Origin of the sequence: Shewanella oneidensis MR-1, assembly GCF_000146165.2 — a bacterium.
In the GTDB taxonomy this organism is placed as follows: Bacteria; Pseudomonadota; Gammaproteobacteria; order Enterobacterales; family Shewanellaceae; genus Shewanella; species Shewanella oneidensis.
Map to the genome: position 1 here is coordinate 2,894,017 of NC_004347.2, position 26,489 is coordinate 2,920,505.

The following is a 26,489-nucleotide window of genomic DNA, read 5'->3' on the forward strand; positions in this document are numbered from 1 at the left end:
AGGCAACAACCTACACCTACTTAGTGTTTTTCTCAAAACGCGCTAACAAGCTTGAGGTATCCCAACGATTACCGCCCATGGCTTGAACTTCTGAGTAAAACTGATCCACTAACGCGGTTAAGGGTAAGTGCGAACCATTGCGGCGGGCTTCTTCTAAGGCAATGCCTAAATCCTTACGCATCCAATCAACCGCAAAACCAAAATCATAGTTTTGTGCCCACATGGTCTTGTAGCGATTTTCCATTTGCCAGCTTTGCGCGGCACCTTTACTGATAACTTCCACCACTTTTTCACCGTCAAGCCCAGCTTTACGGGCAAATTGCAGCGCTTCGGCAAGACCTTGCACGACACCCGCGATACAAATTTGGTTGACCATCTTAGTGAGCTGCCCAGCGCCTACTTCACCTAAACGCTCGGCGCAGCGTGCAAACGCTTCAATAACAGGTTTAACACGCTCAAATACGGCTTGCTCACCACCGACCATAACCGTGAGCACACCATTTTCAGCCCCAGCTTGACCACCCGATACAGGTGCATCGAGAAAATCGATCCCCTTTTCACCTAATACTTTATGTAACTCACGGGCCACATCGGCAGACGCAGTGGTATGGTCTACCAATACAGTGCCGAGCGCCATACCATGGATCACCCCATCATCCCCTAACACCACTTCACGTAGATCGTTATCATTACCCACACAAGTAAATACAATATCTTGACCTATTGCCGCCTCTTTAGGCGTTGGGCAACACCGACCGCCATAGGTATCGACCCAAGTTTGTGCCTTAGCAAAAGTCCGGTTATACACTGTGACCTCATGGCCCTTGTTGAGTAAGTGTCTTGCCATGGGATAACCCATTACGCCTAAACCAATAAATGCGACTTTTGCCATGAGGAATTCCTTTATTTGAAGCAAAGTGTTTGATAAACGAGTTGAAAGGTTTGCATAAAATGTATCTTTGCGCGCTTATGTTACTCCTCAAACTTTCCTGCCCATACTAAAAAAATGCGAGCAAGTGTTTCAAATTTAGGAGTGAATAAGCGGCTAAAGCAATGGCGGCAGTGTAGCATTCGCTTGCTTGAGCGTCAGAGTTAAAATGCCTAGCGCTGCAAACGCAGTTTTCGACAGAAACAACAACGGCGCACTCGGCGCCGTTGTTGTTTCTGTCGAACGATTATTTCTGTACATGGGCTTCCATTTCGGCACCAATTTTCTTACGCATCTCCATTAAGCGCAGTGCAGAATCTCGAAGGTGAATATCATTTTCAGTCTGTGGCACCCACTCAGGTACTGGCGTGGGCTGACCTTGTTCATCGACTGCAACCATGATGACAATACAGTGAGTCGTAAGATGCCGCTCTGAAACCTTAGGATCGCCGGCCCGCACATCGATACCAATATGCATAGAGGTTTTACCGGTATAAATCACCTTCGCGCTAACTTCGACAATGTTGCCCACTAAAATCGGTTGAACAAATCGAATACCACCTGCGTAAGCGGTAATACAATATTTACCACTCCACCCCGCAGCACAGGCATAGGCTGCAAGGTCAATCCATTTCATCACAGCGCCACCGTGAACCTTACCACCAAAATTCACATCCGCAGGCTCTGACAAAAATCTCAGGGTAATTTGTCTATCGATACCAGCCATATAACCTCAACTTATTCAGCCTCTGTGGCTCAATGATTTTGCAATAAGTTGAGTTTACGACAGAAATAGTCAATAACGTAAAAATAATTGCGATTGCATCTGCGCAGATAACCGATTTAACCAAAGTAGCTGATAACCCCGCAGGACAATAATACTCCAGGCAAGGCTAAACGATATAACCACAGCTGCAACTCACTGCTGACAAAGCGTCTTCCGTTACCCCAAGTGTAAAACCCAAGCCCTAACAGAAAGAGTCCAATGACCTCCAATCCAGACGATATATGATCGGTACCACCAACAATGATGGCGGTGACTAACAACGCGAACCAGACCACCACATAAGCCGCAATGGCAAAAATGAAGGTCTTCATGCCGATATCTATATTAGGATGCCAAGTTTTGGATTCACCACGTATAAGTTCGGTCAAATTAGCGGTTACAGCCCCCACCATTGGTACGAGTGGGATAACGATAGGGTTTAACATGACAGATTGCCTTTAAAGCGAGTTATGTCTGTCATTATCGGCGGTAAAAAGGATGAAACAAGCTTGATGAAAAAACATTAACCATCATGATATCAGCAGGTTACAAAGAGACATTCCGCACAAGATGAACATAAAAAAATGCGCCAATTGGCGCATTTTTATGAAGATAATAACCTTTTAGACTTTCTTAAACAGTAATGAACCGTTAGTTCCACCAAAGCCGAAGGAGTTACATAGAGCGTAATCTAACTTCACATCGCGGGCAGTGTGTGCCACAAAGTCTAAATCACACCCTTCGTCAGGATTATCGAGGTTAATGGTCGGTGGTACCGCTTGGTCACGTAGTGCCAATAAAGTGAAAATCGCCTCCACCGCGCCCGCAGCACCTAATAGGTGACCCGTCATCGACTTAGTCGAACTCACAAGCAGATTATAAGCGTGATCACCAAAGACCGACTTAACCGCCGCCGCTTCCGCTTTATCACCTGCGGGGGTTGAAGTGCCATGGGCATTGATATAGCCAATTTTCTCAAGTGGTAGCTTAGCATCATTAACGGCATTGACCATAGCCGCTGCGGCACCCGCACCATCACTTGGTGGCGAGGTCATATGGAAAGCATCACCGCTCATACCAAAGCCAACGAGTTCACCATAAATGGTCGCACCGCGCGCTTTAGCGTGCTCGTATTCTTCCATCACCATTACACCAGCGCCATCACCGATCACAAAACCATCACGGTCTTTATCCCATGGACGGCTCGCTGCAGTTGGATCATCATTGCGAGTTGAGAGGGCTTTTGCTGCACCAAAACCACCTACACCTAATGGGCACGTGACATCTTCCGCCCCACCGGCAACCATTACGTCAGCATCACCATAGGCGATGGTGCGCGCCGCAAAACCGATATTATGCACACCGGTTGTACAGGCGGTAGTGACGGCAAAGTTAGGGCCTGTCATTCCGTACATAATCGATAAATGGCCTGCAATCATATTAATGATGGTGCTCGGCACGAAGAAAGGCGAAATTTTACGTGGACCACCGTTCATTAACGCACTGTGATTTTGCTCAATCAACCACATTCCACCCATACCAGCACCGATAGCGGTACCAACGCGGCCTGGGTTTACTTTGCTCATATCCAGACCTGAGTCTTGGATAGCTTGGATGCCTGCAGCCATACCATACTGAATAAAGAGGTCCATTTTGCGGGCGTCTTTTTTGGTTAAGTACTGCTCAACATCGAAATCTTTTACAGAACCACTGAAACGAGTGGTGAATTCGCTGGCATCAAATTTGGTTATGGGCGCAATCCCACTCTTACCCGAAAGCAGGGCTTTCCAAGTTGTGTCGACAGTATTGCCCACGGGCGTTACTAACCCTAAACCGGTTACCACTACACGACGTTTAGACACGGCAGTCACCTTTTGAATGCTAAATAAATATGGTTATGACAGATAAATGCGGTTCTATCATTAAAAAGTCTTCGCCAATCTGCGGCGAGCATCTCATGGATAAATTCAACACAACTTCCAGAGACGATTGAATGGCACGATTGCAGAATGAGGCGGGGCTAAAACAAAAACAGGCGGCATATATGCCGCCTGTTCTCTAGAATTCAGAATTACTGATTCTTAGAAACGTAATCGATCGCTGCTTGAACAGTAGTGATCTTTTCAGCTTCTTCATCAGGGATCTCGGTATCAAACTCTTCTTCCAGAGCCATAACCAACTCAACAGTGTCCAGAGAATCTGCACCCAGATCGTCAACGAAAGATGCCGCTGGTTTAACGTCTTCTTCTTTAACGCCCAGTTGCTCTACAATGATTTTCTTTACACGTTCTTCGATGTTGCTCATTAGTTTTCTTTCCTATTCAAATTACGCACTTGCGTAAGATTGCGAGTAGTTTATTAGATTTGGCTGACAATGCAAGCTTAGTTTTCGTGGTCTAACCACGAAATTTAGCGACCAATTGATACAGATCACTACTCAGTTGCGACAGTATCCCTGCCATCCGCCCTTAAACCATGTACATTCCGCCATTCACATGCAAAGTCTCGCCTGTGATATATGCGGCAGAATCCGACGCCAAAAAGAGCACTGCATTGGCAATTTCTTGCGCTTGCCCTAATCGTTCCATCGGTACCTGAGACATGATAGCTTTTTGCTGATCTTCGGTCAGCTCATCAGTCATATCGGTCTGGATAAATCCAGGAGCGATAGCATTAACTGTAATTTGACGAGATGCAACCTCTCTTGCAAGAGATTTTGTAAATCCGATCAAACCCGCCTTTGCTGCCGAGTAGTTAACTTGACCTGCATTGCCCATAGTGCCTACCACTGAACCGATATTGATGATCCGGCCAAAGCGCTTTTTCATCATGGTACGCATCACAGGTTTTGATAGTCTGAACAATGACGTCAGGTTGGTATCAATGATATCGTTCCATTCATCATCTTTCATTCGCATCAGCAAGTTATCACGGGTGATACCCGCGTTATTGACTAGAATATCAACATCTCCCGCTTTTTCTTTGATCGAGTCGAATAAATCGGTGACGGATTGACTATCGGTAACATTAAGCACTAAACCAAAACCTTTGTCACCCAGATATTCTTGGATTGCTGCGGCGCCCTTCTCACTTGTGGCAGTTCCTATTACAACCGCACCCGCTTCGACTAAGGTTTCGGCAATCGCGCGGCCAATACCACGGCTCGCACCTGTCACTAAGGCAACTTTGCCCGCTAAACTCAGATTGATACTCATACAAACTCCTTATTCAGTTAACGCCGCAAGGGATGCAACATCGTTAACTGCTTGGGCAGAAAGCGATTTATTAATGCGTTTTGTAAGACCCGTCAGCACTTTACCTGGGCCACACTCAACTAATTGGGTAATGCCTTTTTCCGCCATCAATTCAACGGTTTCGCTCCAGCGCACTGGGCAATAGAGTTGACGCACCAGCGCATCTTTAATGTCGGCTACCGCAGTTGGCGATGCCACATCTACGTTATTGATAACAGTAATACTAGGCGCGTTAAACTGCACATTGTTTAAGGCAAGGGCTAATTTATCAGCGGCAGGTTTCATTAATGCACAGTGTGATGGCACGCTGACAGGCAGCGCCACCGCCATTTTGGCGCCAGATGCTTTACACGCAGCAGCAGCACGTTCAACCGCGTCTTTTTGACCGGCGATCACCACTTGACCAGGGCTGTTAAAGTTAACCGGGCTAACGACTTCACCTTGAGCTGCTTCAATACAAGCATTGGCAATACCGTCATTATCAAGGCCAATAATCGCATACATAGCACCAGTACCAGCAGGCACGGCTTGTTGCATCAATTGACCACGCAGCTCAACTAATTTAATTGCATCTTTAAAATCGATGACACCAGCACAGACTAATGCGGAATATTCACCAAGGCTGTGACCCGCTAACACCGCAGGCATTGCCTTGCCAGAGGCGAGATAAGCGCGCCAAATGGCAACACTTGCCGCTAATAACGCCGGTTGGGTTTTATCCGTTTCGTTTAAGGTTTCTACTGGGCCATCTTGCACTAACGCCCATAGGTCATATCCTAAAACCTCACTCGCTTCGGCAAAGGTTTGTCCCACAATCGGCTGTACAGCAGCCAGCTCGGCTAACATGCCTAAGGCCTGTGACCCTTGGCCTGGGAATACAAAAGCTACATTTTCCATATTAAATTACCTATGGCGAACTTAATTTATTGAACACTAAACCGTTATCTTGGACAGCAAACCAAGATAACGATGGTCAGGAATTTATTCGTATACAGATACAGTTAAAAACGGACGAGCGCACTGCCCCACGCAAAACCAGCACCAAAGGCTTCGAGCAGCAACAACTGGCCACGTTGGATCCGGCCATCACGAACGGCTTCATCCAAGGCAATCGGCACCGATGCCGCTGACGTGTTACCGTGCTTAGCCAGTGTTAATACCACTTTATCTAAGCTCATATCGAGCTTTTTCGCCGTGGCATTAATAATGCGGAAATTCGCCTGATGCGGCACCAACCAGTCGATTTCCGACTTGTCGATATTATTAAGGCGTAATGTTTCAGTCACGACATGAGATAACTGCGTGACAGCCACTTTAAAGACGTCATTACCTTTCATGGTCATAAACCCTACCGCTTCGGAAGTTTCTCCTTGACGCGGTGGAAAAGCACATTTCAGCAAGTCACCTTGACGACCATCAGCGTAAATATGGGTAGAGATAATCCCAGGCTCATCGGAGGCACCGATAATTGCCGCACCCGCGCCATCACCAAACAGAATAATGGTGGTGCGATCTTCTGGCTCGCATAGGCGGGACAATACGTCTGCACCAATGACGAGCACTTTTTTCGCGGTACCATTTTTAACGAATTGGTCTGCTACAGATAAGGCATAGACAAAACCGGAACAGGCCGCCGCAATATCAAAGGCCGGAATGGTATGAACGCCAAGCATCGCTTGAATTTCGCATGCTGCTGCTGGGAATGCATTTGCCGCACTGGTGGTGCCACAAATGATCATATCTAAATCTGATGCTTCTATGCCGGCCATCTCTAGCGCATTTAATGCCGCCAGATAGCCCATAGTTGAGACTGTTTCATCTTGCGCCGCAATGCGACGCTCTGAAATACCAGTGCGTTCCACAATCCATTGGTCACTGGTTTCCACCATTTTTTCCAAATCTTGATTACTACGCACCTGCACCGGTACGTAACTACCAGTTCCGAGAATTTTTGTATGCATAAGGAGGAATCAGTTATTTATATCTAAAAGAATCGACTCCAAACGATCTTTTATCATTTCGGGGAGTCGACGTTGCGCTTCAGTCACTGCCAAACTAATTGCTTGTAAATAAGCAGCTTCATCCGCATTTCCATGGCTCTTTACAACTATGCCGCGCAATCCTATCAGACTTGCACCATTATAGTGGTCGGGGTTCATCTGGCTGAGGACCGCCTGAATGCGAGGGGCGATGAGTTTTGCCAAAAAACGCACGAAGAAACCTTGGGTTAGGCCCCGTTTTAACTGATGTACCAATAGTTTGGCAATGCCTTCAGAGGTTTTGAGCGTGATGTTACCCACAAAACCATCACAAACGATCACATCCACATTTCCTGAATAGATTTCATCACCTTCAATAAAGCCGGTGTAATTAACCTGTTCGGTGTTTTGCAGTATTTGCGCCGCTTGTTGCACCTGATCGTTGCCTTTGATTTCTTCTGTGCCCACATTTAGCAGCGCCACTTTCGGACGGGATTTCTTATCCACAGCTTCACACAGCACAGAGCCCATCACGGCAAATTGGAAAAGTGTTTCTGAATCGCAGGAAATATTGGCACCTAAGTCCAATAAATAAACTGGCTTTTGCGTCACTGAAGGTAAACAACTGACCAATGCAGGTCTGTCCACACCGGGCAAGGTTTTTAACAACACCTTAGCCATCGCCATTAACGCGCCGGTATTTCCCGCACTCACGCACGCAGCAGCACGTCCATCTCGCACCAGTTCAATCGATAGGCGCATCGAACTATTTTTACGGGTGCGCAAAGCATGCACGGGCCTGTCAGACATGCTCACCACTTCATCGGTGTGAATAACTTGAATACGGGAGAGTAACTCTTGTTCTGCTTGGTGCAGATAGACATCTATTTCAGTCTTATCACCGACTAAAATGATTTTAAGGGAAGAATGAGATTTTAGTGCCCGCAAAGCTGCAGGCACTGTGACGTGGGGGCCATGATCGCCGCCCATCGCATCTAACGCGAGCGTCAGACTCGTCATTAGGAAACCAACAAATTACTTGTTGATTACCTTTTTACCGCGATAGAAACCATCAGCAGTCACGTTGTGACGCATATGGACTTCACCGCTGGTAGCGTCTACAGACAGCTGAGCAGTGCTCAGTGCGTCATGTGAACGGCGCATACCGCGCTTTGAACGAGATTTTTTATTCTGTTGTACAGCCATTGGCCCTGTCTCCTAGATTACTTGCTCTTCAGTTTTTCTAACACTGCAAACGGATTTGGACGCTCCTCTTGAGCGGGTTCGATCTCGCCTACAACTATGTCCATGGATCCGATATTGCAATCAGTCTCTTCATGCATCGGAATAATAGGCATAGCGACTATCAATTCATCTTCGATCAATTGATGCAGACGTACTTCGCCAATCTCATTGCACTCAATTGGGTCATACGCATCCGGGAGCTCATCGATTTCTGCCTTAGTCCGGCATGGACCGAAGCAAAACTCGACCGTAACCTCAGTGGTAAATAGTGTCATGCAACGTTGACAAACCAGAGTGAGCTCCGTCACAGCCTTCCCTTTCAGGTAGACTATCCCCTGCAAATCTACGCCACATTCAAGCGACACTGCCACATCGGAACAGTCGCCGGCACATAACTCATTTAATCTTTTCAATTGCTGCCCTGGCACTATCCCCTCATAGGTAGAACGGCTTGAGGCGGCGCGAATAGGATCAATTGAAACCGGTATCTTTACTGTTTGCATAAGGCGCGCATATTATAGTTTGAAAACGCTAGAGTCAAAGAAAAATTTCTTACTTAAGTCCCAGTTTGCAACTTAAGCGATTCTCTAGCCCCAACATTGAATTAACGGAAGCGAAATTTTACCCAAGCAGGGGGCGGCACACAAGCGCTAGCCGTCTAAAATAGCCGCATTCACCGAAAGAATCCTTAATTACCTTCCTAAAGTAACTGCTTCTGTTACCACGGCTTGCATTCAATCATCCAGATTGGCGACAATAAGTGAAGTTTTCTAATGGATTATTAATGATGACGCCACAGTTAATCCTCGCTTCCACCTCTGTATATCGGCAAGCACTACTACGCAAATTAGGCTTACCCTTTGAATACTGCGATCCTAATATTGATGAAACCCCAATAGCAAATGAGTCAGCCCAAGCCTTAGTTTTACGGTTAGCGCAGGCCAAAGCGGAGGCTGGCGCAAAATATTTTCCCGATGGACTGATTATTGGTTCCGACCAAGTCGCAGTGATTGATAGCAAGATCATCGGTAAACCATTAAATCGCGACAATGCCATTCAGCAGCTCAGTCAAGCTTCAGGCAAAACCATTACCTTTTACACAGGGCTTGCGCTTTATAATGCTCAAACGGGTGAAATAAATGCCCAAGTAGAACCTTTTACAGTGCATTTTAGACACCTGGCAGCATCACAAATCAGTGCTTATGTGGATAAAGAACAACCGTTTTACTGTGCTGGCAGTTTCAAAAGTGAAGGTTTAGGCATTGCCCTCTTTAGTCGTTTAGAGGGACGAGATCCTAATACCCTTGTAGGATTGCCTTTGATCCTGCTGACAGAAATGTTGCTCAGCCAAGGCATTGATGTATTAGCTTAATGATTATAAAAGCCGTTATCAAAATAACGGCCTTTTAAATAAGCGATGTAAGATTAACGACAACCGTAACAAGGTTTTCAGCTGAAAGGGATTATGGAGCAACCATTAAGCGTTGGCCGAAAGCACGTTTATGTTCGCCACTTTTCTGTCTTGTAACTTTCGTGTCTTATAAATGCAGAAGGAGCTGCTGCGGTGAATCAATCAGTGCTAGCGGCTTAGCTTGTTGTAATACCGCCTCACTATGGGCGCCATAGGTCACACCGATACTATCAATCCCCGCATTCGCGGCCATGGTTAAATCCAGCAAAGAATCACCGACCATCAATGCACGCTCGGGCTGAATGTCCAATTCCTGCAATAGGCTTTTGATCATCTCAGGATGGGGTTTACTCTGCGCTTCATCGGCGCAGCGGGAGGCAATAAAGAAATGCCCTAATCCAGATTGCTCCCACACGCGCAGCAGACCTGCTCTCGCCTTACCCGTCGCCACAGCAAGCTGATAACCCTTTGCAGATAATGATTCGAGCAATTGTGGTGCTTGGTCGAAGATTGGTGTTGGCGTGGTATCAAGGTGCAAATACTGCGTCTTAAATTCGGCGCGCATCGTGATGTAACACGCTTCAGTACCAGTGCATATAATAGAAGATGCACTAACGGGTATATCCATCTCAGGAGACGCTGGTAATCGCGGCGGTGAAGGCAATAATCCACAAGGGAATAACACTCTTGGAGTGCTTGCGTCATCGACAGACCAATCACATTACGAATATCCGTCTCTGAGGGTACAGGCAGCGCCAGTGCCCTAGCCATATTCTCAATGCAAATAATGATCTTGCCGATGGAATCCATCAAAGTGCCATCCCAATCAAAAATCACTAAATCATATTTACGCAGGGTAGAATGGTTGGCAGCCTTCATGCTTCAAGGTTATCCACGGGTATATAGAGAGGAGCGGGAATTAAACCCGCTTTAACTTATTCAACAGTTGCTGCAGATTATCATCCAGTGGTGCACAAACCCGCATCACTTCATCGTTTTCAGGATGGATAAACATTAATTCTGCCGCATGTAAAAACAATCTGCTCAAGCCAAGGGAACGCATACTGTCATCAAAAGCTTGCTCGCTGTACTTATCATCACAGGCAATAGGATGCCCCACATATTGACAATGTACGCGAATTTGATGGGTACGCCCCGTGACCGGACTCGCCTGCACTAATGTACAACCTTGATAACGCTGCACAATTTTAAAACGCGTTTCAGAGGGCTTGCCTTCAGCATTGACTCGCACAATCCGCTCGCCCGACTTAAGTGTCAGTTTTAACAGTGGTTGTTTAACCACTTTATCCTGCGCCGACCACTCACCTTTGACTAAAGCTAAGTAATCCTTCTGCATCTTTTTATAACGCAGTTGGTCATGCATATGCTTAAGGGCACTGCGTTTTTTAGCCACTAGTAGAACACCTGAGGTATCTTTATCGAGGCGATGAACTAATTCTAAAAACTTCTGTTGCGGACGTAAGGAGCGTAACGCTTCAATCACACCATAATCAACACCACTGCCACCATGCACAGCGATACCGGCAGGTTTATTGAGAACGATAAGATGATTATCTTCATGCAAAATTCGATCTTCGAGCTGTGACACTTTACTCAAGTTTGCAGAAGGTGCAGTACGGTTATCAGGAGCAGCCATTCTCACGGGTGGTACACGTACCACGTCACCGATTTGTAATTTATATTCTGGCTTAATGCGTTTTTTATTCACCCGCACTTCGCCCTTACGCACGATACGGTAAATCATGCTCTTAGGTACGCCCTTGAGCACAGTGATTAAAAAATTGTCGATTCGTTGGTCGAGGTGGTCTTCGTCAATCGTGATCAACTGCACCTGTTGCTGTGGAGATTCTGTATTCATGATGTGCCATCTACTTATAACGGCGGTCATTGTACAACAACTCACAAGAATTGTGCCTTTCCATTGCTGAATTTTTTGATTATTGCTATATTTCACCAGCGATTAGGGATAAGCCGTGAATAAAGTGTTCACAAAGTCCCTGTCCCAAGTGAAAAGCTTTATAGATCAAAAAAGATTTTCTTGATAGCAACTCATTGATTTGCAGATCGTATACTGAGTAAAAATACCACAAATGCGTTTTTTTACGATTAAATCGAGAATCTCACCTTACTTTAACAAGGTTTATCTAAAGTTTTTCTCACCGATTTCGAAATATATTTTAACTTGTCGTCAGACAAACCGATTCGACTTGGGCATTACCGGAACGAAATTAAAGAATTTATGGGGTTGGTTGATGTTTTACAACGAATTCCTTGTTTTTGTAATCATTAAAAAATAAGCCATAAATAGGATGCGACACGCAGCGACTGCGTCTAACAGCAATGCGCACCTTGCCTAGCTCACCAGCCGAGAGGCTTTGTTCACCACAGCTAGGCCCGTAATGCAACGAAACGCGATTGTTTGATGACCTCCATTTAAAGAAGAATGACGTCATCATGAAACGTATGTTAATCAATGCAACTCAATCAGAAGAGTTGCGTGTTGCCCTCGTTGACGGGCAACAACTGTACGACCTCGATATTGAAAGTCCTGGTCATGAGCAAAAAAAATCTAATATTTACAAGGGTAAGATCACCCGCGTAGAACCCTCTTTAGAAGCCGCTTTCGTTGACTATGGTGCTGAGCGCCACGGCTTTTTACCACTTAAAGAAATCGCCAGAGAATATTTCCCTAAAGGCTATTCTTTCCAAGGTCGCCCGAACATCAAAGAAGTGGTCAGTGAAGGACAAGAAGTCATTGTTCAAATTGACAAAGAAGAACGCGGCAACAAAGGTGCGGCGCTGACCACCTTTATCAGCCTTGCTGGCTCTTATTTAGTGTTAATGCCGAACAACCCTCGTGCAGGCGGCATTTCTCGCCGTATCGAAGGGGATGAGCGCACTGAATTAAAAGAAGCCATGGCCGATTTAGAAGTCCCTGCTGGAATGGGCCTTATCGTCCGTACTGCTGGTGTGGGTAAAGAATCGACCGAACTAAAGTGGGACTTAAAAGTTCTACAACACCATTGGGCTGCCATCACTGAAGCAGCGCAAACCAAAGGTGCGCCTTTCCTCATTCACCAAGAAAGTAATGTCATTGTTCGCGCAATTCGTGACTATTTACGCCGAGATGTGGGTGAAATTTTAATCGACCATCCACGTATTTACGAAGAAGCCAAACAACACATTGCCCTTGTGCGCCCAGACTTTGTTGAGCGAGTAAAGCTCTACGAAGCTGAAGTACCATTGTTTACGCACTACCAAATCGAGTCACAAATTGAATCAGCCTTCCAACGTGAAGTGCGCTTGCCATCAGGCGGTTCAATTGTTATCGACCCGACAGAAGCCTTAACCTCTATCGATATCAACTCTGCCCGAGCCACGAAAGGCGGTGATATTGAAGAAACTGCATTAAATACTAACCTTGAAGCCGCCGATGAAATTGCCCGTCAATTACGTCTACGTGACTTAGGTGGTTTAGTGGTTATCGACTTTATTGATATGACACCAGTTCGTCATCAACGTGAAGTCGAAAATCGTTTACGCGATGCCGTGCACCACGACCGTGCCCGTGTACAATTAGGCCGTATTTCACGCTTTGGTTTAATGGAAATGTCACGCCAGCGTTTACGTCCGTCATTGGAAGAGTCCGCAGCCCATATCTGCCCTCGTTGCCATGGCCAAGGCACAATCCGTAGTACTGAATCTTTAGCGCTGTCTATTCTGCGTTTGATGGAAGAAGAAGCCATCAAAGAAAACACCTCACAAATCGAAGCCATTGTACCTGTCGATGTGGCTGCATTCCTGCTTAACGAGAAACGTAAAGCGATTCGTATTACTGAACAGCGCCACGATGTGGAAGTCTATGTGATCCCAGATCCACATATGATGACCCCTGATTATCGCGTGATCCGTCACCGCACCGATGATGAAATCGACGAATCCAGCTACAAGCGTATTGAGCAGCCAGAAGCCAAATTGTATGAACCACGTAAACTGGAACGCACTGCGGCACCTGCACCTGCGCTAAAAGGGTTTACTGCACCACAGAAAGTGGAACAAGATGTTGCGCCTGTAGCCAAAGTAGAAGCCGCAAAGCCAGGTTTATTTAGTAAACTCTTCAGTGCAATTGGTTCCTTCTTTAGCTCAAGCGATAACGCTGCAACAGAAAAAAGCGCCGAAACCAAAAAGTCTGACAGCCAGGCCACCAATGCGAACCGTCGTAACCGTCGTAATGACACTCGCCGTACTCGCAATAACCAAGACACTGAAAAAGCCAAAGAAGGCTCACGCGAGCCACGTGCGCGCAATGCCAAGAAAGTGGCCGATGCCCCACAAGCGCAAGAGCGCCCAATCCGTGAAAAGGATGAAAGTGCGAAGCGCGCTAAGCCTGAGGCTAAGAACCGTAGTCAAGCACCAAAAGAAGTGATTGCAGATGTTCAAGACGAAGCGCCAAAGCAAGAAGTCGTCCGTGAACGTCGTCAGCGCCGCAATATGCGCCGCAAAGTTCGTATGGACAACACCACTGATGTTGTTGAAACGTCAATTCAGGAAGAAGCAATATTAGCTGAAATCGTTGCAATCAATGCAGATGCTGCTGTAGAGGCTCAACCGGAAGCTAAAGCACCGCGTTCACGTCGTCAGCCACGTAAAGAGGTCGCGGTTGCCAATGAGACTACAGACACTCCAGCAACAGATGCTGCTGATGAAGCGAAGCCAATTGATGCCATCGCTGATGCTCCTATCGTTGAAAGCCAAGCTGACATACAAGTTGATCCCAAGTCAGAGGCTCAATTAGCAACCACTGACGAAGACAACACCGACGTGGATGACAAAACCAAACGCGAATCCCGTGATGGACAACGTCGTAGTCGTAGAAGCCCTCGTCATCTGAGAGCTGCTGGCCAACGTCGCCGCCGTGATGAAGATGAGCAAAGCACCGCGGCTCCAGCGCAGTTCATTCCAAATGATGCGTTAGGGGAAGACCAAGACTACCCTGCACCAATGGCAATAGTTGAAACGGTTAACTTCGCAGATCAAGCTGTGGCTGAAACAGTCGCAGTGGAAGTTGAGGTGAAAAGTGTAGCAACGCAGCCAACAACTGTTGCACACACGGCCGATGTCACTACATCCTATGAAGCAACTTTCTCTGAAAGTAAAGCGATAGATGACGCTACGTCAGCAGTTGCAGTTGAACAACTCACGGATATTAAAGCGGATGTTGTCGATACTGAAATCGCATCTGAACCTGTAGTCAATGATAATGCTACACAAACGGTTAAGGTATCTAACGTTATAGCTGAGTCATCTGTGGTAATAGAACCCACAGTGCAAACCACAGTAGTAGCGCAAACGGACGTTAGAACCTTTGATGCAAAAGCTGAAGAAGTGACACAAGCGACTGAAAAAGCTGAACTGAAAGAAGTGGTAAAATCTGTCGCATCAGCACCGATGGCAAAACCCGCAGCTATCGTCAAACCTCAGGTTAAACCTGTGGTTGCTCAAGCTTCAGCGGTTCAACCATCGGAAGCTGTTGTGAGCAAACCCAAAGCCGCTAGTCGTTTTGGTGCTATGGTGTCATCTGAAATGACCAAACCAACAGTAGAAGTCAGAGCACAGGTAGAAGTGCCTAAAGGCCGTGAGTACGAGAATACCCCTGCCTCTGAAGCAGCGACTAAGCTTAAACACAGTAATAGTGCAGAATCGGATATGGCTCGACCATAATTCCTCTCCACAACCTAAAAAGCCATGCACTTGCATGGCTTTTTTATTTTTAGCCAATCCGAGCATATTTAAATTTGGCTAAATGCTTATTTACTAGTTTGGCCTACACATCTGTAAAAGAGATTTCATGTTCGATCTCTTCCGCAACAAAACATCTAGCTACAAAGCCGATATACTTGCGGTGCTAACCGTCGCACTCGCGCTGCTCCCTGAAGCGGTCACCTTTGCCTTTGTCAACAATGTAGAACCTATGATAGGACTCTACACCGCCTTTATTATGGGATTAGTCACAGCCTTAATTGGTGCGCGATGGCATCTATCGGTACGATGGCAATAGTAATTGAACAGAAATTGTGGTGAGAATAACAGGAGCAGTTTTATCGGAAATGCGATGTTCAAAGTGCAACGAAGGAAAGTATTAAAGATAAAAACAGCACAAATAAAAAGAGCCATGGTAAAAACCACAGCTCTTAAATCCATTGCTGTCAGCACCTAGGCTAACGGCACTGAAAATTAACCGATTACGGTTACGTTTTCAGCTTGAGGACCTTTTTGACCTTGAGTCACAGTGAAAGACACTTTCTGACCTTCGTCAAGAGTTTTGAAACCGTCAGAGTTGATTGCACGGAAGTGAACGAATACGTCTGGACCAGATTCTTGTTCGATGAAACCAAAACCTTTGTCAGAGTTGAACCACTTAACTACACCAGTAACTTGAGACATGATATAAATCCTGTAAATAAAAAATTAAAGCCTTAACGGCGGTGGAGCTGGAAAATGCCGGTATTACTTATGTTTACAGGACGAACTGGTCGTATTGAACACATAAATATAAGCCCAACCTTCAAGCTAGTAAAACTATAAACCATTCTAAAGATAAGTCAACATACTGCGACACTTTGAAAAATTTATTTAAACAAAGCCTTTTAAGGTTTTGCTACCGGCTCGTAGAACAATATGTTCGTACGGCTTAAGCATTGACAGTAAAGCATTTTAAATAGCTTATTTCAATAGGTTAAAATCAGCCTCTAGACTGAAATGCGATAAACCTCAATCTGGAAGTCTAATTCACAACTTAATCCCCCCAAAGCAAAGGCCTGCTTCTGCTCGGCAGTAAACTTCCATGCATAGGGGGTCATTTCGAGGAAATTGCTGATATCTTGGCTGTGATTGAGTACGAGTTGTGATCTAAGTCGCTCTTGATGTAAGCTTTCAAATCCTTCAATGCGGGCCTCAGATTCAGGATGTAATCTAGGCTGGTCATAAATTTGTTGTTTCAGCGCAAAATGATGTAAAGGCCCTGGCGATACCGTGATAAGAATACCGCCTGGCGCCATGATCCGCTGAAGTTCTTCAACTTTTGACGGTGCGTAAATTCGAATCGCTAAATCTACGCTGTTCGATGAAATAGGTATTTCATAGGCGCTCGCCACACAAAAGCTTAAGTTTTGATAACGCTTGGCTGCATATTTTATCGCCGATTTAGAAATGTCGACGCCCTGCAGATGACATGAATGATGAGCGACAAGGGCATTGTATAAACGATGACTGTAATAGCCTTCACCGCACCCTATATCAAGGATCTGCTTTGCACTACTGGCATATTGGAGTGCCAATTGGTTTACTCTATCACTCAAGTTTTGATAATAACCCGCATTTAAGAACTCCCTGCGAGCAAACATCATTTGCTGATTGTCACCCGGATCTTTGGAATTTTTTTTCTGTACGGGAAGTAGATTGACATAACCTTCTTTCGCCATATCAAACTTATGTGACTGAGGGCATCCCCAAGTTCGTTCTGTTAGGGCGAGAGGTAACGCGCACAAAGGACATATATATTGCATTGATTAACTCTATATCTAAAAGGGGATGTCAGGCTTATGCCTCATCTTCCATTAATCGCTCGACCATTTGCAGTAATTCAGGCGAAGCGAGCAGCTCAAAACACTCAAGCTTCCTTAAGGCTTTATCGATGTTCTGACTATCATTTGCCGCGCGGCTAAAGCTTGGGCGCTCAAACATGTGAGTATAAGTTCGAAATAGCCACTGGCGCTTTTGTTGCAATAAAGGATCAAGTCGAACGGCCTCTTCGGCTAAGCTGGTATGACATTGACCAAGTTCACCCCGTAAAAATGCTTGTAACTCCAGTCTTACTTGTTCAATTTCAGTAAGATAAACCGCAAGGGATTCCGATGTCGCGCTGTAATCATATTCCCTTGCAAGAATAGCCTTAGCCATCATCAGCACTTTAGGGTCATGTAAGCCTCTGATATCAGATTCGAGTGTCGCAAACTCAAACTTAGATGCCGCTTGTAAAGACAACACCACACCATCGTTCACATCAACTTTAATCGAAATTCCCGCTCGTAACTCTTGCGCACAAAATTTAGGGGCTGTGCCCATGCGATGATAAAGCCTAACGCCTTGACCTAAACCCCTTGATATTGTTGAACTAAACATAGAATCAGCAAAGGAATCTGAGTTCAGTTTTAACTCCAATACAGGTTGAAAGCGCACAGCAATTTGCGGCAGTGGGGTTTGCGAAACCACAATCAGCTCAAGCAAAGGCGCTCCCATCGTCTCAAGCACAATAAAATCACTGATATTGCTTGGCAACGTTAATATTAGCGATGATGCCTGTGCGACATTCAGTACCATAGGTTCATTGAGATATTGATGATGCATAAGACAGATCTCCTGTTTCAGAGGGGATTGTAACTGTCAATCGTGGCAAAGATCACCTGTTAAGCGCTTATCTTTTAGATATAATTTCTTAATCAGGATTTTTGCTAATGATAATTGGGGTGAGTTTAAGTGCTATGATGCTATCATTCGACAAAACCGTCATTTGATTGAAATTATGTATACTGCATCTCAGCCAAGCATTTTTTGGCACGATTATGAAACATTCGGCGCCAATCCTGCTAAGGACAGACCGGCCCAATTTGCCGGGATCCGCACCGATTTAGATCTTAACATTATTAGTGAGCCAGAGACCTTTTACTGCAAACAATCAACGGATTACCTGCCCTCACCCGAAGCGATTTTAATTACAGGGATCACACCACAATTAGCGAATTTAAAAGGTTTGCCTGAAACCGAGTTTATGGGTCGCATCCATACTCTCTTTAGCCAGGCGAATACCTGTGTCGCAGGCTATAACTCATTACGATTTGACGATGAAGTCACCCGCTATGGTTTTTACCGTAACTTTATCGATCCCTATGCCCGCGAATGGCAAAATGGCAATACGCGCTGGGATATCATTGATTTAGTGAGGGCTTGTTATGCCTTTAGGCCAGATGGGATCCATTGGCCATTAAAAGAAGACGGTTCACCCAGTTTTAAGCTGGAACATCTGACCCAAGCCAATGGTTTAAGCCATGAAAAAGCACACGATGCAATGTCCGATGTTTACGCCACCATCGCAATGGCAAAACTGATTAAAGAAAAACAACCTAAGTTATATCAGTACTATTTTGAATTGCGCCGTAAACAAGCTGTCAGCGCGCAAATCGACGTACTGAATATGCAACCGCTTGCACATGTGAGTTCAAAAATCAGTGCAATGCACGGTTGTACCACCCTGATTGCCCCCGTTGCACATCACCCAAGTAACAAAAATGCCATTATTTGCGTTAACTTAGCGATGGATTTAAGCCCGCTGTTTGAGCTGGATGTAGAGCAGATAAAAACACGTATGTACACGCCCAGAGCGGAGCTTGCCGACGATGAGTTACCCATCCCAGTCAAGCAGGTGCATCTTAATAAATGCCCCTTTATTACTTCGGCCAAAATTTTAGATGATGCTCAAGCAGAAAGACTCAGTATTGATAAAGCCTTTGCCAGAGGGCAATACAAACGCCTAAAGGCTCACCCTGAATTACGAGAGAAGCTGGCGCAACTGTTTGAGCATGACGGCGAAGCAACAACCACAGATCCTGACTTAATGTTGTATTCGGGTGGATTTTTCAGCCCTGCCGATAAAGCCAAAATGGAGATCATTCGCCATACCTTGCCTCAAAATTTAGCCGCGCTCGATTTACAGTTTGATGATGGGCGCATTCCCGAAATGCTGTTCCGCTATCGGGCACGCAATTATCCCGAATTACTTGATGATCAAGAGTCTCATCGCTGGCGCACCTTTTGCCAACAGCGTTTGGCCGATCAGGATTATCTGCTCAAGCTTGAAAATCTACTGCAGGATACCGAAGGCGATGAGCATAAACAAAAGCTACTCGCCGCCCTGTGCCACTATCTGCGTGGGTTGTAGGGCACAAAATAGCCCATACATATTGTTTATTTAGCGCCTATCATTGATAACTTCTTTCAGATGTTAACTAACAGGCGCAGAATTGAACCATAAACGCGAACTAACTCGCATTTATACTGTAACAAAATTACTAGAATGTTCTTCCATGAACTTAACAAACAAGGAGTCGGGAAATGCAAGATAGATTTATCCGAAGCATAACCCAGCTGCCAACCCCATTGGCTGACGCATTAATTCCCTTATTACATCAAGGTTTTGCGGGACATATCGATGCACAGCATCTGGCAGAGTTAGTCAAAAGCAGCAATATGACCGAATCAGAGGTGTTACTGGCTTTGTTACCTATTGCCGCCGCCTTGGCCAAACCACCGATTAGTGAGTTTTATGTAGGTGCGATTGCCAAAGGAAAAAGTGGCGACATTTATATGGGCGCCAACCTTGAACTGCCTGGCGAAGCCCTCTTCCATTCAGTACATGCTGAGCAAAGCGCCATTAGTCACGCGTGGCTTAGTGGCGAAAGCCAGATTGTGGATATGATAGTGAACGCCAGCCCCTGCGGTCATTGTCGTCAGTTTATGAATGAATTAGTCGATGGTGGCCAAATCAAGATCCATTTGCCATCACAAGATAGCCATTTACTGTCCTATTATCTGCCCTACGCGTTTGGACCAAAGGACTTAAATGTTCAGTCACCGCTGTTAGTCAAGCAGGAAACTGAATTTGCACTCGATAGCAGCGATCCTATGGTGATTGAAGCCTTAGATCATGCGGGCTTAAGCTACGCGCCTTATACCCAAAGCTATGCGGCGGTTGTATTAGAAACCGCGGATGGCGCAACCTACTGTGGTCGCTACGCTGAAAACGCCGCGTTTAACCCATCGATGCTCCCAATGCAAATGGCCCTATCGAATCTGACTCGGCATAACCGTGATTTTGCAGAGATCCGCCGCGCGGTATTGGTGGAATCATCCCAAGGTAAAATCAGCTTAGTGGGCGCGGCGATGGATGCATTACACGCCGTTGCCGCCATAGAGCTTGAACACATTGTGGTTGATCCTATCTAGGATAAGTTGACTGTTCAGGGTTATTTTTGCCGCAATTTGGCTGGCGTGGTTTCGCGAGCATGAGCTTGCCATAACAACATCTCATCTCGAAACGTCAACACGACCTAATTTGTTAACGCGGCGCAGCTGTTTTTACTTAGGTATTAACTAAGTTGCGCCGCGATGTTTAGGTCTATTTTAGCTACTCGCCTTGACTGCAACGTTTTGCGATAAAAACCGCTTTACGCTCAGCCATTTTTTGATAACACGCGCTTCGCTGCTCCTCTGTCATGCTGCGCCACGCCAAGATTTCCTCTAGATGCCTAAAACACCCCATGCAGATATCCTGCTGATCAAGGCAGCAATGTCGGACACAGGGCTGCTCGATACTGTTACTCAGACCAGACCGCATATTCATTGCCCGCAGGCTCAATAAAATGGAAGCGTCGCCCACCAGGGAAGCTAAAAATCTCAGTGCTAATGCTGCCGCCAGCCGCGATGACTGCGGCTAAGGTTTCCTCCAAGGCATGACTGTATAACACAATCAGGGGACAGCCCTTTTCTAGGGTAAAACTGACCTCGGCTTGATAAAAACCACCCGTCATCCCCACATCAATAAAGCAACTGTACTGTGGGCCATAATCCTCAAAACGCCAACCAAATACAGTATTGAAGAACGCTTTAGAACGGCCAATATCCGCAGTTGGAATTTCTAAATAATTGATTGTGTGATGATTCATAACCTTCCCTGCAGAATGAAAAATTTATCAATAAAAAAGGGAGCCGATGCTCCCTTCGTAATGGTGGCTAGTGCCAGATTAACCTTGCACTAAGGCGGCGACAAGTCCGATGGCGCCACCAAATACGCCCCCCCAAACGACTAACCAGCCTAAGTGCGTTTGGATCATCTCTTGCACTATCTGTTTTACCATTTGTGGTGTTAATTCATTTAAGCGTTGCTCAACGATATTAGCAATCTTATTTTGCAGATCGGCCATCATATTTGGCTGTTCAAGCTCTTGCTTCAATAGATTGCGGAATTGTTCGCTCTCGGCCATGTCGATCAACGAGGCTTTCATCTTCTCAATAAAAGGTTCTTTTAACGGCATTAACGCCTCAGTTCCCCCAAACATGGCTAACATGCCACCAAATGAAGATTGCGCAACGGTATTGACTAAGGCATCAAATGACGGCGCCAAATCCACTTTCTCAATCACAGGCGCCAAATCGATTTGGCTTATACCTTCTTTTTCGGACAGAAAACGATCGATGTTTTCTGTGGTAAAGAACTGTTTCATCATCAAATGGGCAATGCCGACCTTAAATTCTTCAAACCGTGAGGGCACCACTCCCGAACCATATAAACCCGGAACTTTCTCAAACAACATATACACCGCAAGCCAGTTGGTAATGGCGCCAGATAACGCAAACAGCCCCACATTAAACAGAATAGGTAAGCTCAGTGCATATCCTAAGATCACACAAATGCCAGCCAACAGATTAGTCACTAAACTCTTATTCAATCTTTAATCCCCTCGTACGCTATCTCATGGATTGTCAATAGCGCTAGTTTAGCAAGCGAAGGGGAGCAAGGTCTAATGCTGTAAAATGATGCCAATCCTATCAATAAACCGAAAAATATCTGCAAACTCTGCAAACACTCGCTGTAGCCACAATAAGACAAAAACAAAGCAAACACGAAGAAGACGTTTTAGTTATTTAATTAATTAACATTAACTTAGTTTAATGATTTACAGTAAAAAATAATCACGCATTTTTTGCTTAGCTTAGGAATTATTGAAAAGCATCGTCTACACTAAAAATGGCAACAGCCTCACCACAACGCTCAATAACGTAAAACATAAGGATGCGCTTATGGACTCTGCATTTAATACCGCTGGCGCCTTAGGTTGGCATGAACTCACGACCCACAACACCGAAGAGGCCATGCGCTTTTATGGCGAAGTGTTTGGTTGGCAATTTAGAACGGTCAAAATGCCTCACGGTCACTACCATTTGATTGAAAACCAAGGTGTGGGAATTGGCGGTATAACCGATAATCTGCTACCAGCATTGCCTTCGCATTGGACAGGCTATGTCACGGTAACGGATGTTGATTTGGTCGCGATCAATGCTAAAAAGCTCGGTGGCGATATTCTATTTGGCCCAGAAGATATTCCTAAAGTGGGTCGCTTTTGTTGGATAAAAGATCCACAAGGCGCCATTATCGCAGCAATAAGTTATCTCACAGCTTAAGCTAAGTCACTCGTGTAAGCATGCTTAGTGGTAATCAAATAATACATCTTGAATACAAAATGTTGCCCTCGTAAAGTAAGGGTTATGACTTAATATGGTTTCTGGCTTACATCGGTTGCCATACGGTAACGCTCAGATTTAATTGAAAAAAACTTAAAACAACTCATGCACGCATAAGCATTATTCGCTAGAATAACCACATTTATTGATAGATTTCGCGCCAGCGTGCGTATTGGAGCCTTAATCTGACTATGTTAACTCAGCTATCACGGTTAAAACTCGCGTTTTTTAATCGCCCCCGATACCAACGAATTCTCGTCTATTTAACGATTATCTACTTAAGCTACCTTATCGCCCTCGGTTTAGTGCTTCCCAAGGCCATAGTCGCCTTCGCCCCTGAGAAGATTTCGCAGGTGCTGGGGCGCCCAGTCAGTTTACAGGGTATGCATATCAATCCTTTTAACTACCGCGTCAATATCAACCAACTCGCCGTTAAAGAGAAAAATAATCAGGATTTTGCCGGATTAGCACAGCTCCAATTTGAAGTGCATTTTTGGCAGTCAGTATTCAATCAAGCCTTAGTGATTGATCATATCCAGCTGCAGGCGCCCTTCGCCAATATCAGTAGATTTCAAACTCCTGGAGGAACCCAGTTCAACTTTGACGACATCATTACCACGCTCAATCAGGCTAAAACCCCCAGTGAGTCAGATACCAACACTGAACAATCACGTCCTTTGCGTATTATCTTAGGTGAGTTAAACGTCAGTGCAGCTAAGTTCAAATTTGACGATAAAATAACAAAAGCGCTGATTGATTATCCCAATATCAACTTCAAACTCAGTCAATTAGATACTGAATACCTGATGTTACCTAATCCTGCCAGCGTAGCTAAGACGTCATCAACCAAAAATGCAGTGACAAACAAGGCCACTCCAGTAACAACGGCGGCGAATACCACTCCAGCAACATCAGCGGCAAATGCCACTACGACTATCGTGCATAACCAATTTGTGGCCCAGTTGCAGGATGCCCACGCAGGTGAAGTGAGCCTTGCCGGACAATTTCAGCTGTTTCCCTTTAAGCTCGTTGGGGATGTACAGCTTGCCAAACTCAAACTTGCTCCGCTTTGGCAATTTGTTGCCGATCAATTCAATGTCAAATTGGGGACAGGTGAGCTCAGTATCAAGGCCCATTACCAAGTCGATTTACCCGAACAAGGTGAATTACAACTCACTGCAGAACGTGGGCAAGTGATTGTTGAAAAAGTGAATTTGCTCAATGGCGACCAATCGGTTATCACCCTACCCCTGCTGGCGGTGGATGGGATCAACGTCAATCTGGCCAAGCAGCGGATCAATATTAAGCAAATCCACAGTGAAGGCTTAAGTCTTAAGGCCAAGCTGGATGAGCAAGGCATCGATTTAGTGCCACTCTTGATGCCCAAATCGATGGCAACGACCTCTAGTACAGCAACTGCCCCTGAAGCATCTGAAGCGATAGTCGCTAACCCCACCACTTCGCAAGCTGTGGCGGATAACAGTGCTACTGAAAATGCCAATGGATGGCTTGTCACTCTTGATGGGCTAAGTATCGAAAACTATGACATTCAGCTAGAGGAGCAAAAGCTCAGCAAAACGGCGCAGCAATGGCGAGTCTATCCATTAGATTTTGCAACCCAAACCATAGTAAGCGATTTAAAAGCCCCAATTGAATACCAACTCTCCTTTGGGCTAAACGACAAAGGCCATTTTGTCTCCAAGGGACAAGTCGATGTGCTCGGACAAGCGATTAGCGCTAACCTCAAAGTGGAGCAACTGGCCGTAGCCCAATTCCAACCTTACCTTGAGCCCTATGTGAATATGCAGCTCAAAAGCGGTCTATTCAGTAGCGATGGGGAGCTTCACGCCGATGGCAAAGGTAAAGCCATTTATCAAGGTAGTGTTGAGCTAGATGATTTGAATATCCTCGACAATATCCGTAAAGCACCATTGGTGAAATGGCAAAAAATGCATATTAATCAGCTTGATTTTGACCAGCAACAAAATCAAATCAAGATTGATCATTTACGCTTTGAAAAGCCTTACGCCAAGGTCGTTATCGCGAAGGATCGCACAACGAATATCAGTAATCTGATTGTTGAACAGCAAGCCATAAACGCATCTAACGCCGTCGAGCAAACGGCACAAACCAGCACGAATGCTGTTGCGCCATCCAAAACCGCACCCAAACAGCCCGAGTTAAGCTTAGATATTCAAAAGATCAGCTTTAACCAAGGCTCGGCATTTTTTGCCGATAATTCCCTAACGCCAAACTTTGCCTCAGGCATCGAACAGCTCGAAGGTCATATTAGCCACTTATCTTCTAAGCCCAACACTAAGGCATCGGTCGATATTAAAGGCAAAATTGATCGCTATGCGCCAGTCACGTTAAAGGGGGATATTAACCCTCTGTTAGATAAACCTTATCTTGACTTAGACCTCGTCTTTAAGAGTGTTGAGCTAACTTCAGTAAACCCTTACTCAGGAACTTATGCAGGTTATTACATCGATAAAGGCCAATTGTCGTTAGCACTTAACTACAGACTTGAGCAAAACCAGCTCAAGGGCAGTAACCACTTAGTCATTGATCAACTCAAACTGGGTAAACGCAGTAACAGTGATTTGGCCACCAGTTTGCCGGTAACGTTAGCAATCGCCCTATTGCAGGATCGCCACGGCGTGATTGACCTCGGGATGGAAGTGTCAGGAGATGTAGACTCTCCAAGCTTTAGCGTAGGTAGCATCATCATGACAGCCATCACCAATGTGATTACTAAAGCCGTGACCGCTCCCTTCTCTTTCCTTGCAGGTCTTATTGGCTCAGATGAAACCTTAGATAAGATCCCCTTTAATGCAGGCCAATTTACCCTCACTTCCCGCGAGCAAGCAAGCCTAGATAAACTCGCCAAAGGATTAGGGGATAGACCCATGCTGCAACTTAGCCTTGAGGGCAGTGTCAACGCAGTAAACGATAGCCAAGTGATTGCGGAGCGTATGATGAAACGCAAGCTGGCTGCCTTAGCGAATATGCAGCCGACGGAATTGCCAGCGGATCTCAGCCCAAGTCAGTTTCCATCGCAAGGACCACTGGCCAATGCACTTATCAAACTCTATGAGCAGGAAGTCAAAGCCAATCCAGAGGATGTGAAGGCCAATATCGCGAGTGAAACCAAAGACACCCCACTCAGTAATGAGGAGCTCACCACCCGTTGGCATATCGCACTTTATAACCTCTCGGTAAAAGCGCAAACGGTCAGCCAAGGCATGTTGGGGGATTTAGCGCAGGAGAGAGCTAAATCTGTCAAAGCCTACCTTGTCGACAGTAAAGGCATCGCCCCTGAACGTATTTTCCTCCTCGAAAGTCGTGTCAGCCTCAATCAAGATGCAGCCCAAGTGAATATGAGCATTGAAGCAAAATAATATGCCGCTTAGACTCTAGAAAATAAAATGCCCAGTTCTCACTGGGCATTTTATTTTGGTTATTGGGATAACATCACCACTCTGTATTACTTGGCCTAAAGTTGGCGTTAGGTTACACTCCGCGGCTTTAT

Annotated in this window: 25 protein-coding genes and 1 pseudogene; 7 read left to right on the forward strand and 19 right to left on the reverse strand. The window is 45.6% G+C overall.

Going from position 1 to position 26,489, the window contains the following annotated elements; translation table 11 throughout:
- Positions 1–16 precede the first annotated feature (16 nt).
- The 11 genes from SO_RS12830 to yceD all read right to left on the reverse strand — a co-directional run bounded on the left by SO_RS12830 (position 17) and on the right by yceD (position 8,675).
- Entirely contained in the window at positions 17–892 is an 876-nt protein-coding gene (locus SO_RS12830) for an NAD(P)-dependent oxidoreductase (protein ID WP_011072707.1), read from the reverse strand.
- A gap of 283 nt (positions 893–1,175) precedes the next feature.
- Entirely contained in the window at positions 1,176–1,655 is a 480-nt protein-coding gene (locus SO_RS12835) for an acyl-CoA thioesterase (RefSeq protein ID WP_011072708.1), read from the reverse strand.
- 116 nt (positions 1,656–1,771) lie between these two features.
- Complete coding sequence (locus SO_RS12840; RefSeq protein ID WP_011072709.1) at positions 1,772–2,140, reverse strand: hypothetical protein; 369 nt, start codon at positions 2,138–2,140, stop codon at positions 1,772–1,774.
- Between the two features lie 177 nt (positions 2,141–2,317).
- Entirely contained in the window at positions 2,318–3,556 is a 1,239-nt protein-coding gene (gene fabF / locus SO_RS12845; protein ID WP_011072710.1) for a beta-ketoacyl-ACP synthase II, read from the reverse strand.
- 209 nt (positions 3,557–3,765) lie between these two features.
- Entirely contained in the window at positions 3,766–3,999 is a 234-nt protein-coding gene (acpP, locus tag SO_RS12850) for an acyl carrier protein (RefSeq protein ID WP_006081231.1), read from the reverse strand.
- 163 nt (positions 4,000–4,162) lie between these two features.
- Positions 4,163–4,909, reverse strand: coding sequence for a 3-oxoacyl-ACP reductase FabG (fabG, locus tag SO_RS12855; protein WP_011072711.1), 747 nt, complete (start codon positions 4,907–4,909; stop codon positions 4,163–4,165).
- A 9-nt stretch (positions 4,910–4,918) separates the two neighbouring features.
- Entirely contained in the window at positions 4,919–5,845 is a 927-nt protein-coding gene (gene fabD, locus SO_RS12860; RefSeq protein ID WP_011072712.1) for an ACP S-malonyltransferase, read from the reverse strand.
- Positions 5,846–5,949: 104 nt separating this feature from the next.
- Positions 5,950–6,909, reverse strand: a complete 960-nt coding sequence (locus SO_RS12865) for a beta-ketoacyl-ACP synthase III (protein ID WP_011072713.1) — start codon at positions 6,907–6,909, stop codon at positions 5,950–5,952.
- A gap of 9 nt (positions 6,910–6,918) precedes the next feature.
- A complete protein-coding gene (gene plsX, locus SO_RS12870) occupies positions 6,919–7,947 on the reverse strand; it encodes a phosphate acyltransferase PlsX (RefSeq protein WP_011072714.1) in 1,029 nt (342 codons plus the stop codon).
- Between the two features lie 15 nt (positions 7,948–7,962).
- A complete protein-coding gene (gene rpmF / locus SO_RS12875) occupies positions 7,963–8,133 on the reverse strand; it encodes a 50S ribosomal protein L32 (RefSeq protein ID WP_011072715.1) in 171 nt (56 codons plus the stop codon).
- A gap of 17 nt (positions 8,134–8,150) precedes the next feature.
- Positions 8,151–8,675: a 23S rRNA accumulation protein YceD gene (gene yceD / locus SO_RS12880; RefSeq protein WP_011072716.1), complete on the reverse strand. Its 525-nt coding sequence runs from the start codon at positions 8,673–8,675 to the stop codon at positions 8,151–8,153.
- Positions 8,676–8,959: 284 nt separating this feature from the next.
- Between yceD and SO_RS12885 the strand changes: the two genes are divergently transcribed.
- Entirely contained in the window at positions 8,960–9,544 is a 585-nt protein-coding gene (locus SO_RS12885; protein ID WP_164925884.1) for a Maf family protein, read from the forward strand.
- A gap of 166 nt (positions 9,545–9,710) precedes the next feature.
- Here the strand turns inward: SO_RS12885 and SO_RS12890 are convergent.
- Both SO_RS12890 and rluC read right to left on the reverse strand, forming a co-directional pair.
- Positions 9,711–10,462 (reverse strand): annotated as a pseudogene (locus SO_RS12890) (HAD-IIIA family hydrolase).
- A gap of 40 nt (positions 10,463–10,502) precedes the next feature.
- Positions 10,503–11,462 carry a 23S rRNA pseudouridine(955/2504/2580) synthase RluC gene (rluC, locus tag SO_RS12895; protein ID WP_011072718.1) on the reverse strand — a complete coding sequence of 320 codons (960 nt, stop codon included), beginning with the start codon at positions 11,460–11,462 and terminating at the stop codon, positions 10,503–10,505.
- Between the two features lie 596 nt (positions 11,463–12,058).
- Between rluC and rne the strand changes: the two genes are divergently transcribed.
- A complete protein-coding gene (gene rne, locus SO_RS12900) occupies positions 12,059–15,325 on the forward strand; it encodes a ribonuclease E (RefSeq protein ID WP_011072719.1) in 3,267 nt (1,088 codons plus the stop codon).
- Positions 15,326–15,452: 127 nt separating this feature from the next.
- Positions 15,453–15,662 carry a SulP family inorganic anion transporter gene (locus SO_RS12905; RefSeq protein ID WP_274544323.1) on the forward strand — a complete coding sequence of 70 codons (210 nt, stop codon included), beginning with the start codon at positions 15,453–15,455 and terminating at the stop codon, positions 15,660–15,662.
- Between the two features lie 176 nt (positions 15,663–15,838).
- On the opposite strand, the gene SO_RS12910 is transcribed toward SO_RS12905, so the two are convergent.
- The 3 genes from SO_RS12910 to SO_RS12920 form a co-directional block, all read right to left on the reverse strand.
- Entirely contained in the window at positions 15,839–16,048 is a 210-nt protein-coding gene (locus tag SO_RS12910; RefSeq protein WP_011072720.1) for a cold-shock protein, read from the reverse strand.
- Between the two features lie 305 nt (positions 16,049–16,353).
- Positions 16,354–17,169: a 23S rRNA (guanine(745)-N(1))-methyltransferase gene (gene rlmA / locus SO_RS12915; protein WP_011072721.1), complete on the reverse strand. Its 816-nt coding sequence runs from the start codon at positions 17,167–17,169 to the stop codon at positions 16,354–16,356.
- A 34-nt stretch (positions 17,170–17,203) separates the two neighbouring features.
- Positions 17,204–18,010 carry a hypothetical protein gene (locus SO_RS12920; RefSeq protein ID WP_011072722.1) on the reverse strand — a complete coding sequence of 269 codons (807 nt, stop codon included), beginning with the start codon at positions 18,008–18,010 and terminating at the stop codon, positions 17,204–17,206.
- 175 nt (positions 18,011–18,185) lie between these two features.
- Between SO_RS12920 and sbcB the strand changes: the two genes are divergently transcribed.
- Both sbcB and cdd read left to right on the forward strand, forming a co-directional pair.
- A complete protein-coding gene (gene sbcB / locus SO_RS12925) occupies positions 18,186–19,598 on the forward strand; it encodes an exodeoxyribonuclease I (RefSeq protein WP_011072723.1) in 1,413 nt (470 codons plus the stop codon).
- A 173-nt stretch (positions 19,599–19,771) separates the two neighbouring features.
- Complete coding sequence (gene cdd, locus SO_RS12930) at positions 19,772–20,662, forward strand: cytidine deaminase (protein WP_011072724.1); 891 nt, start codon at positions 19,772–19,774, stop codon at positions 20,660–20,662.
- A gap of 181 nt (positions 20,663–20,843) precedes the next feature.
- Here cdd and SO_RS12935 read toward each other — a convergent pair whose 3' ends face one another.
- The 3 genes from SO_RS12935 to SO_RS12945 form a co-directional block, all read right to left on the reverse strand.
- Entirely contained in the window at positions 20,844–21,059 is a 216-nt protein-coding gene (locus SO_RS12935; RefSeq protein WP_011072725.1) for a DUF1289 domain-containing protein, read from the reverse strand.
- Positions 21,034–21,381: a VOC family protein gene (locus SO_RS12940; RefSeq protein ID WP_011072726.1), complete on the reverse strand. Its 348-nt coding sequence runs from the start codon at positions 21,379–21,381 to the stop codon at positions 21,034–21,036. The genes SO_RS12935 and SO_RS12940 overlap by 26 nt, the downstream gene beginning before the upstream one ends.
- Positions 21,382–21,459: 78 nt before the next feature.
- Positions 21,460–22,164: a DUF445 domain-containing protein gene (locus tag SO_RS12945; RefSeq protein WP_011072727.1), complete on the reverse strand. Its 705-nt coding sequence runs from the start codon at positions 22,162–22,164 to the stop codon at positions 21,460–21,462.
- Positions 22,165–22,516: 352 nt separating this feature from the next.
- Between SO_RS12945 and SO_RS12950 the strand changes: the two genes are divergently transcribed.
- A complete protein-coding gene (locus SO_RS12950) occupies positions 22,517–22,897 on the forward strand; it encodes a VOC family protein (protein WP_011072728.1) in 381 nt (126 codons plus the stop codon).
- Between the two features lie 251 nt (positions 22,898–23,148).
- Positions 23,149–26,358 carry a DUF748 domain-containing protein gene (locus tag SO_RS12955; RefSeq protein WP_011072729.1) on the forward strand — a complete coding sequence of 1,070 codons (3,210 nt, stop codon included), beginning with the start codon at positions 23,149–23,151 and terminating at the stop codon, positions 26,356–26,358.
- The last annotated feature ends 131 nt before the right edge of the window (positions 26,359–26,489 follow it).

Excerpts from the sequence above, each read along its gene's own strand:
- SO_RS12830 (WP_011072707.1), bottom strand. The coding sequence starts at position 892 with ATGGCAAAAGTCGCATTTATTGGTTTAGGCGTAATGGGTTATCCCATG.
- SO_RS12835 (WP_011072708.1), bottom strand. The coding sequence starts at position 1,655 with ATGGCTGGTATCGATAGACAAATTACCCTGAGATTTTTGTCAGAGCCT.
- SO_RS12840 (WP_011072709.1), bottom strand. The coding sequence starts at position 2,140 with ATGTTAAACCCTATCGTTATCCCACTCGTACCAATGGTGGGGGCTGTA.
- acpP (WP_006081231.1), bottom strand. The coding sequence starts at position 3,999 with ATGAGCAACATCGAAGAACGTGTAAAGAAAATCATTGTAGAGCAACTG.
- fabG (WP_011072711.1), bottom strand. The coding sequence starts at position 4,909 with ATGAGTATCAATCTGAGTTTAGCGGGCAAAGTTGCCTTAGTGACAGGT.
- fabD (WP_011072712.1), bottom strand. The coding sequence starts at position 5,845 with ATGGAAAATGTAGCTTTTGTATTCCCAGGCCAAGGGTCACAGGCCTTA.
- SO_RS12865 (WP_011072713.1), bottom strand. The coding sequence starts at position 6,909 with ATGCATACAAAAATTCTCGGAACTGGTAGTTACGTACCGGTGCAGGTG.
- plsX (WP_011072714.1), bottom strand. The coding sequence starts at position 7,947 with ATGACGAGTCTGACGCTCGCGTTAGATGCGATGGGCGGCGATCATGGC.
- rpmF (WP_011072715.1), bottom strand. The coding sequence starts at position 8,133 with ATGGCTGTACAACAGAATAAAAAATCTCGTTCAAAGCGCGGTATGCGC.
- yceD (WP_011072716.1), bottom strand. The coding sequence starts at position 8,675 with ATGCAAACAGTAAAGATACCGGTTTCAATTGATCCTATTCGCGCCGCC.
- SO_RS12885 (WP_164925884.1), top strand. The coding sequence starts at position 8,960 with ATGACGCCACAGTTAATCCTCGCTTCCACCTCTGTATATCGGCAAGCA.
- rluC (WP_011072718.1), bottom strand. The coding sequence starts at position 11,462 with ATGAATACAGAATCTCCACAGCAACAGGTGCAGTTGATCACGATTGAC.
- rne (WP_011072719.1), top strand. The coding sequence starts at position 12,059 with ATGAAACGTATGTTAATCAATGCAACTCAATCAGAAGAGTTGCGTGTT.
- SO_RS12905 (WP_274544323.1), top strand. The coding sequence starts at position 15,453 with ATGTTCGATCTCTTCCGCAACAAAACATCTAGCTACAAAGCCGATATA.
- SO_RS12910 (WP_011072720.1), bottom strand. The coding sequence starts at position 16,048 with ATGTCTCAAGTTACTGGTGTAGTTAAGTGGTTCAACTCTGACAAAGGT.
- rlmA (WP_011072721.1), bottom strand. The coding sequence starts at position 17,169 with ATGCAATATATATGTCCTTTGTGCGCGTTACCTCTCGCCCTAACAGAA.
- SO_RS12920 (WP_011072722.1), bottom strand. The coding sequence starts at position 18,010 with ATGCATCATCAATATCTCAATGAACCTATGGTACTGAATGTCGCACAG.
- sbcB (WP_011072723.1), top strand. The coding sequence starts at position 18,186 with ATGTATACTGCATCTCAGCCAAGCATTTTTTGGCACGATTATGAAACA.
- cdd (WP_011072724.1), top strand. The coding sequence starts at position 19,772 with ATGCAAGATAGATTTATCCGAAGCATAACCCAGCTGCCAACCCCATTG.
- SO_RS12935 (WP_011072725.1), bottom strand. The coding sequence starts at position 21,059 with ATGAATATGCGGTCTGGTCTGAGTAACAGTATCGAGCAGCCCTGTGTC.
- SO_RS12940 (WP_011072726.1), bottom strand. The coding sequence starts at position 21,381 with ATGAATCATCACACAATCAATTATTTAGAAATTCCAACTGCGGATATT.
- SO_RS12950 (WP_011072728.1), top strand. The coding sequence starts at position 22,517 with ATGGACTCTGCATTTAATACCGCTGGCGCCTTAGGTTGGCATGAACTC.
- SO_RS12955 (WP_011072729.1), top strand. The coding sequence starts at position 23,149 with ATGTTAACTCAGCTATCACGGTTAAAACTCGCGTTTTTTAATCGCCCC.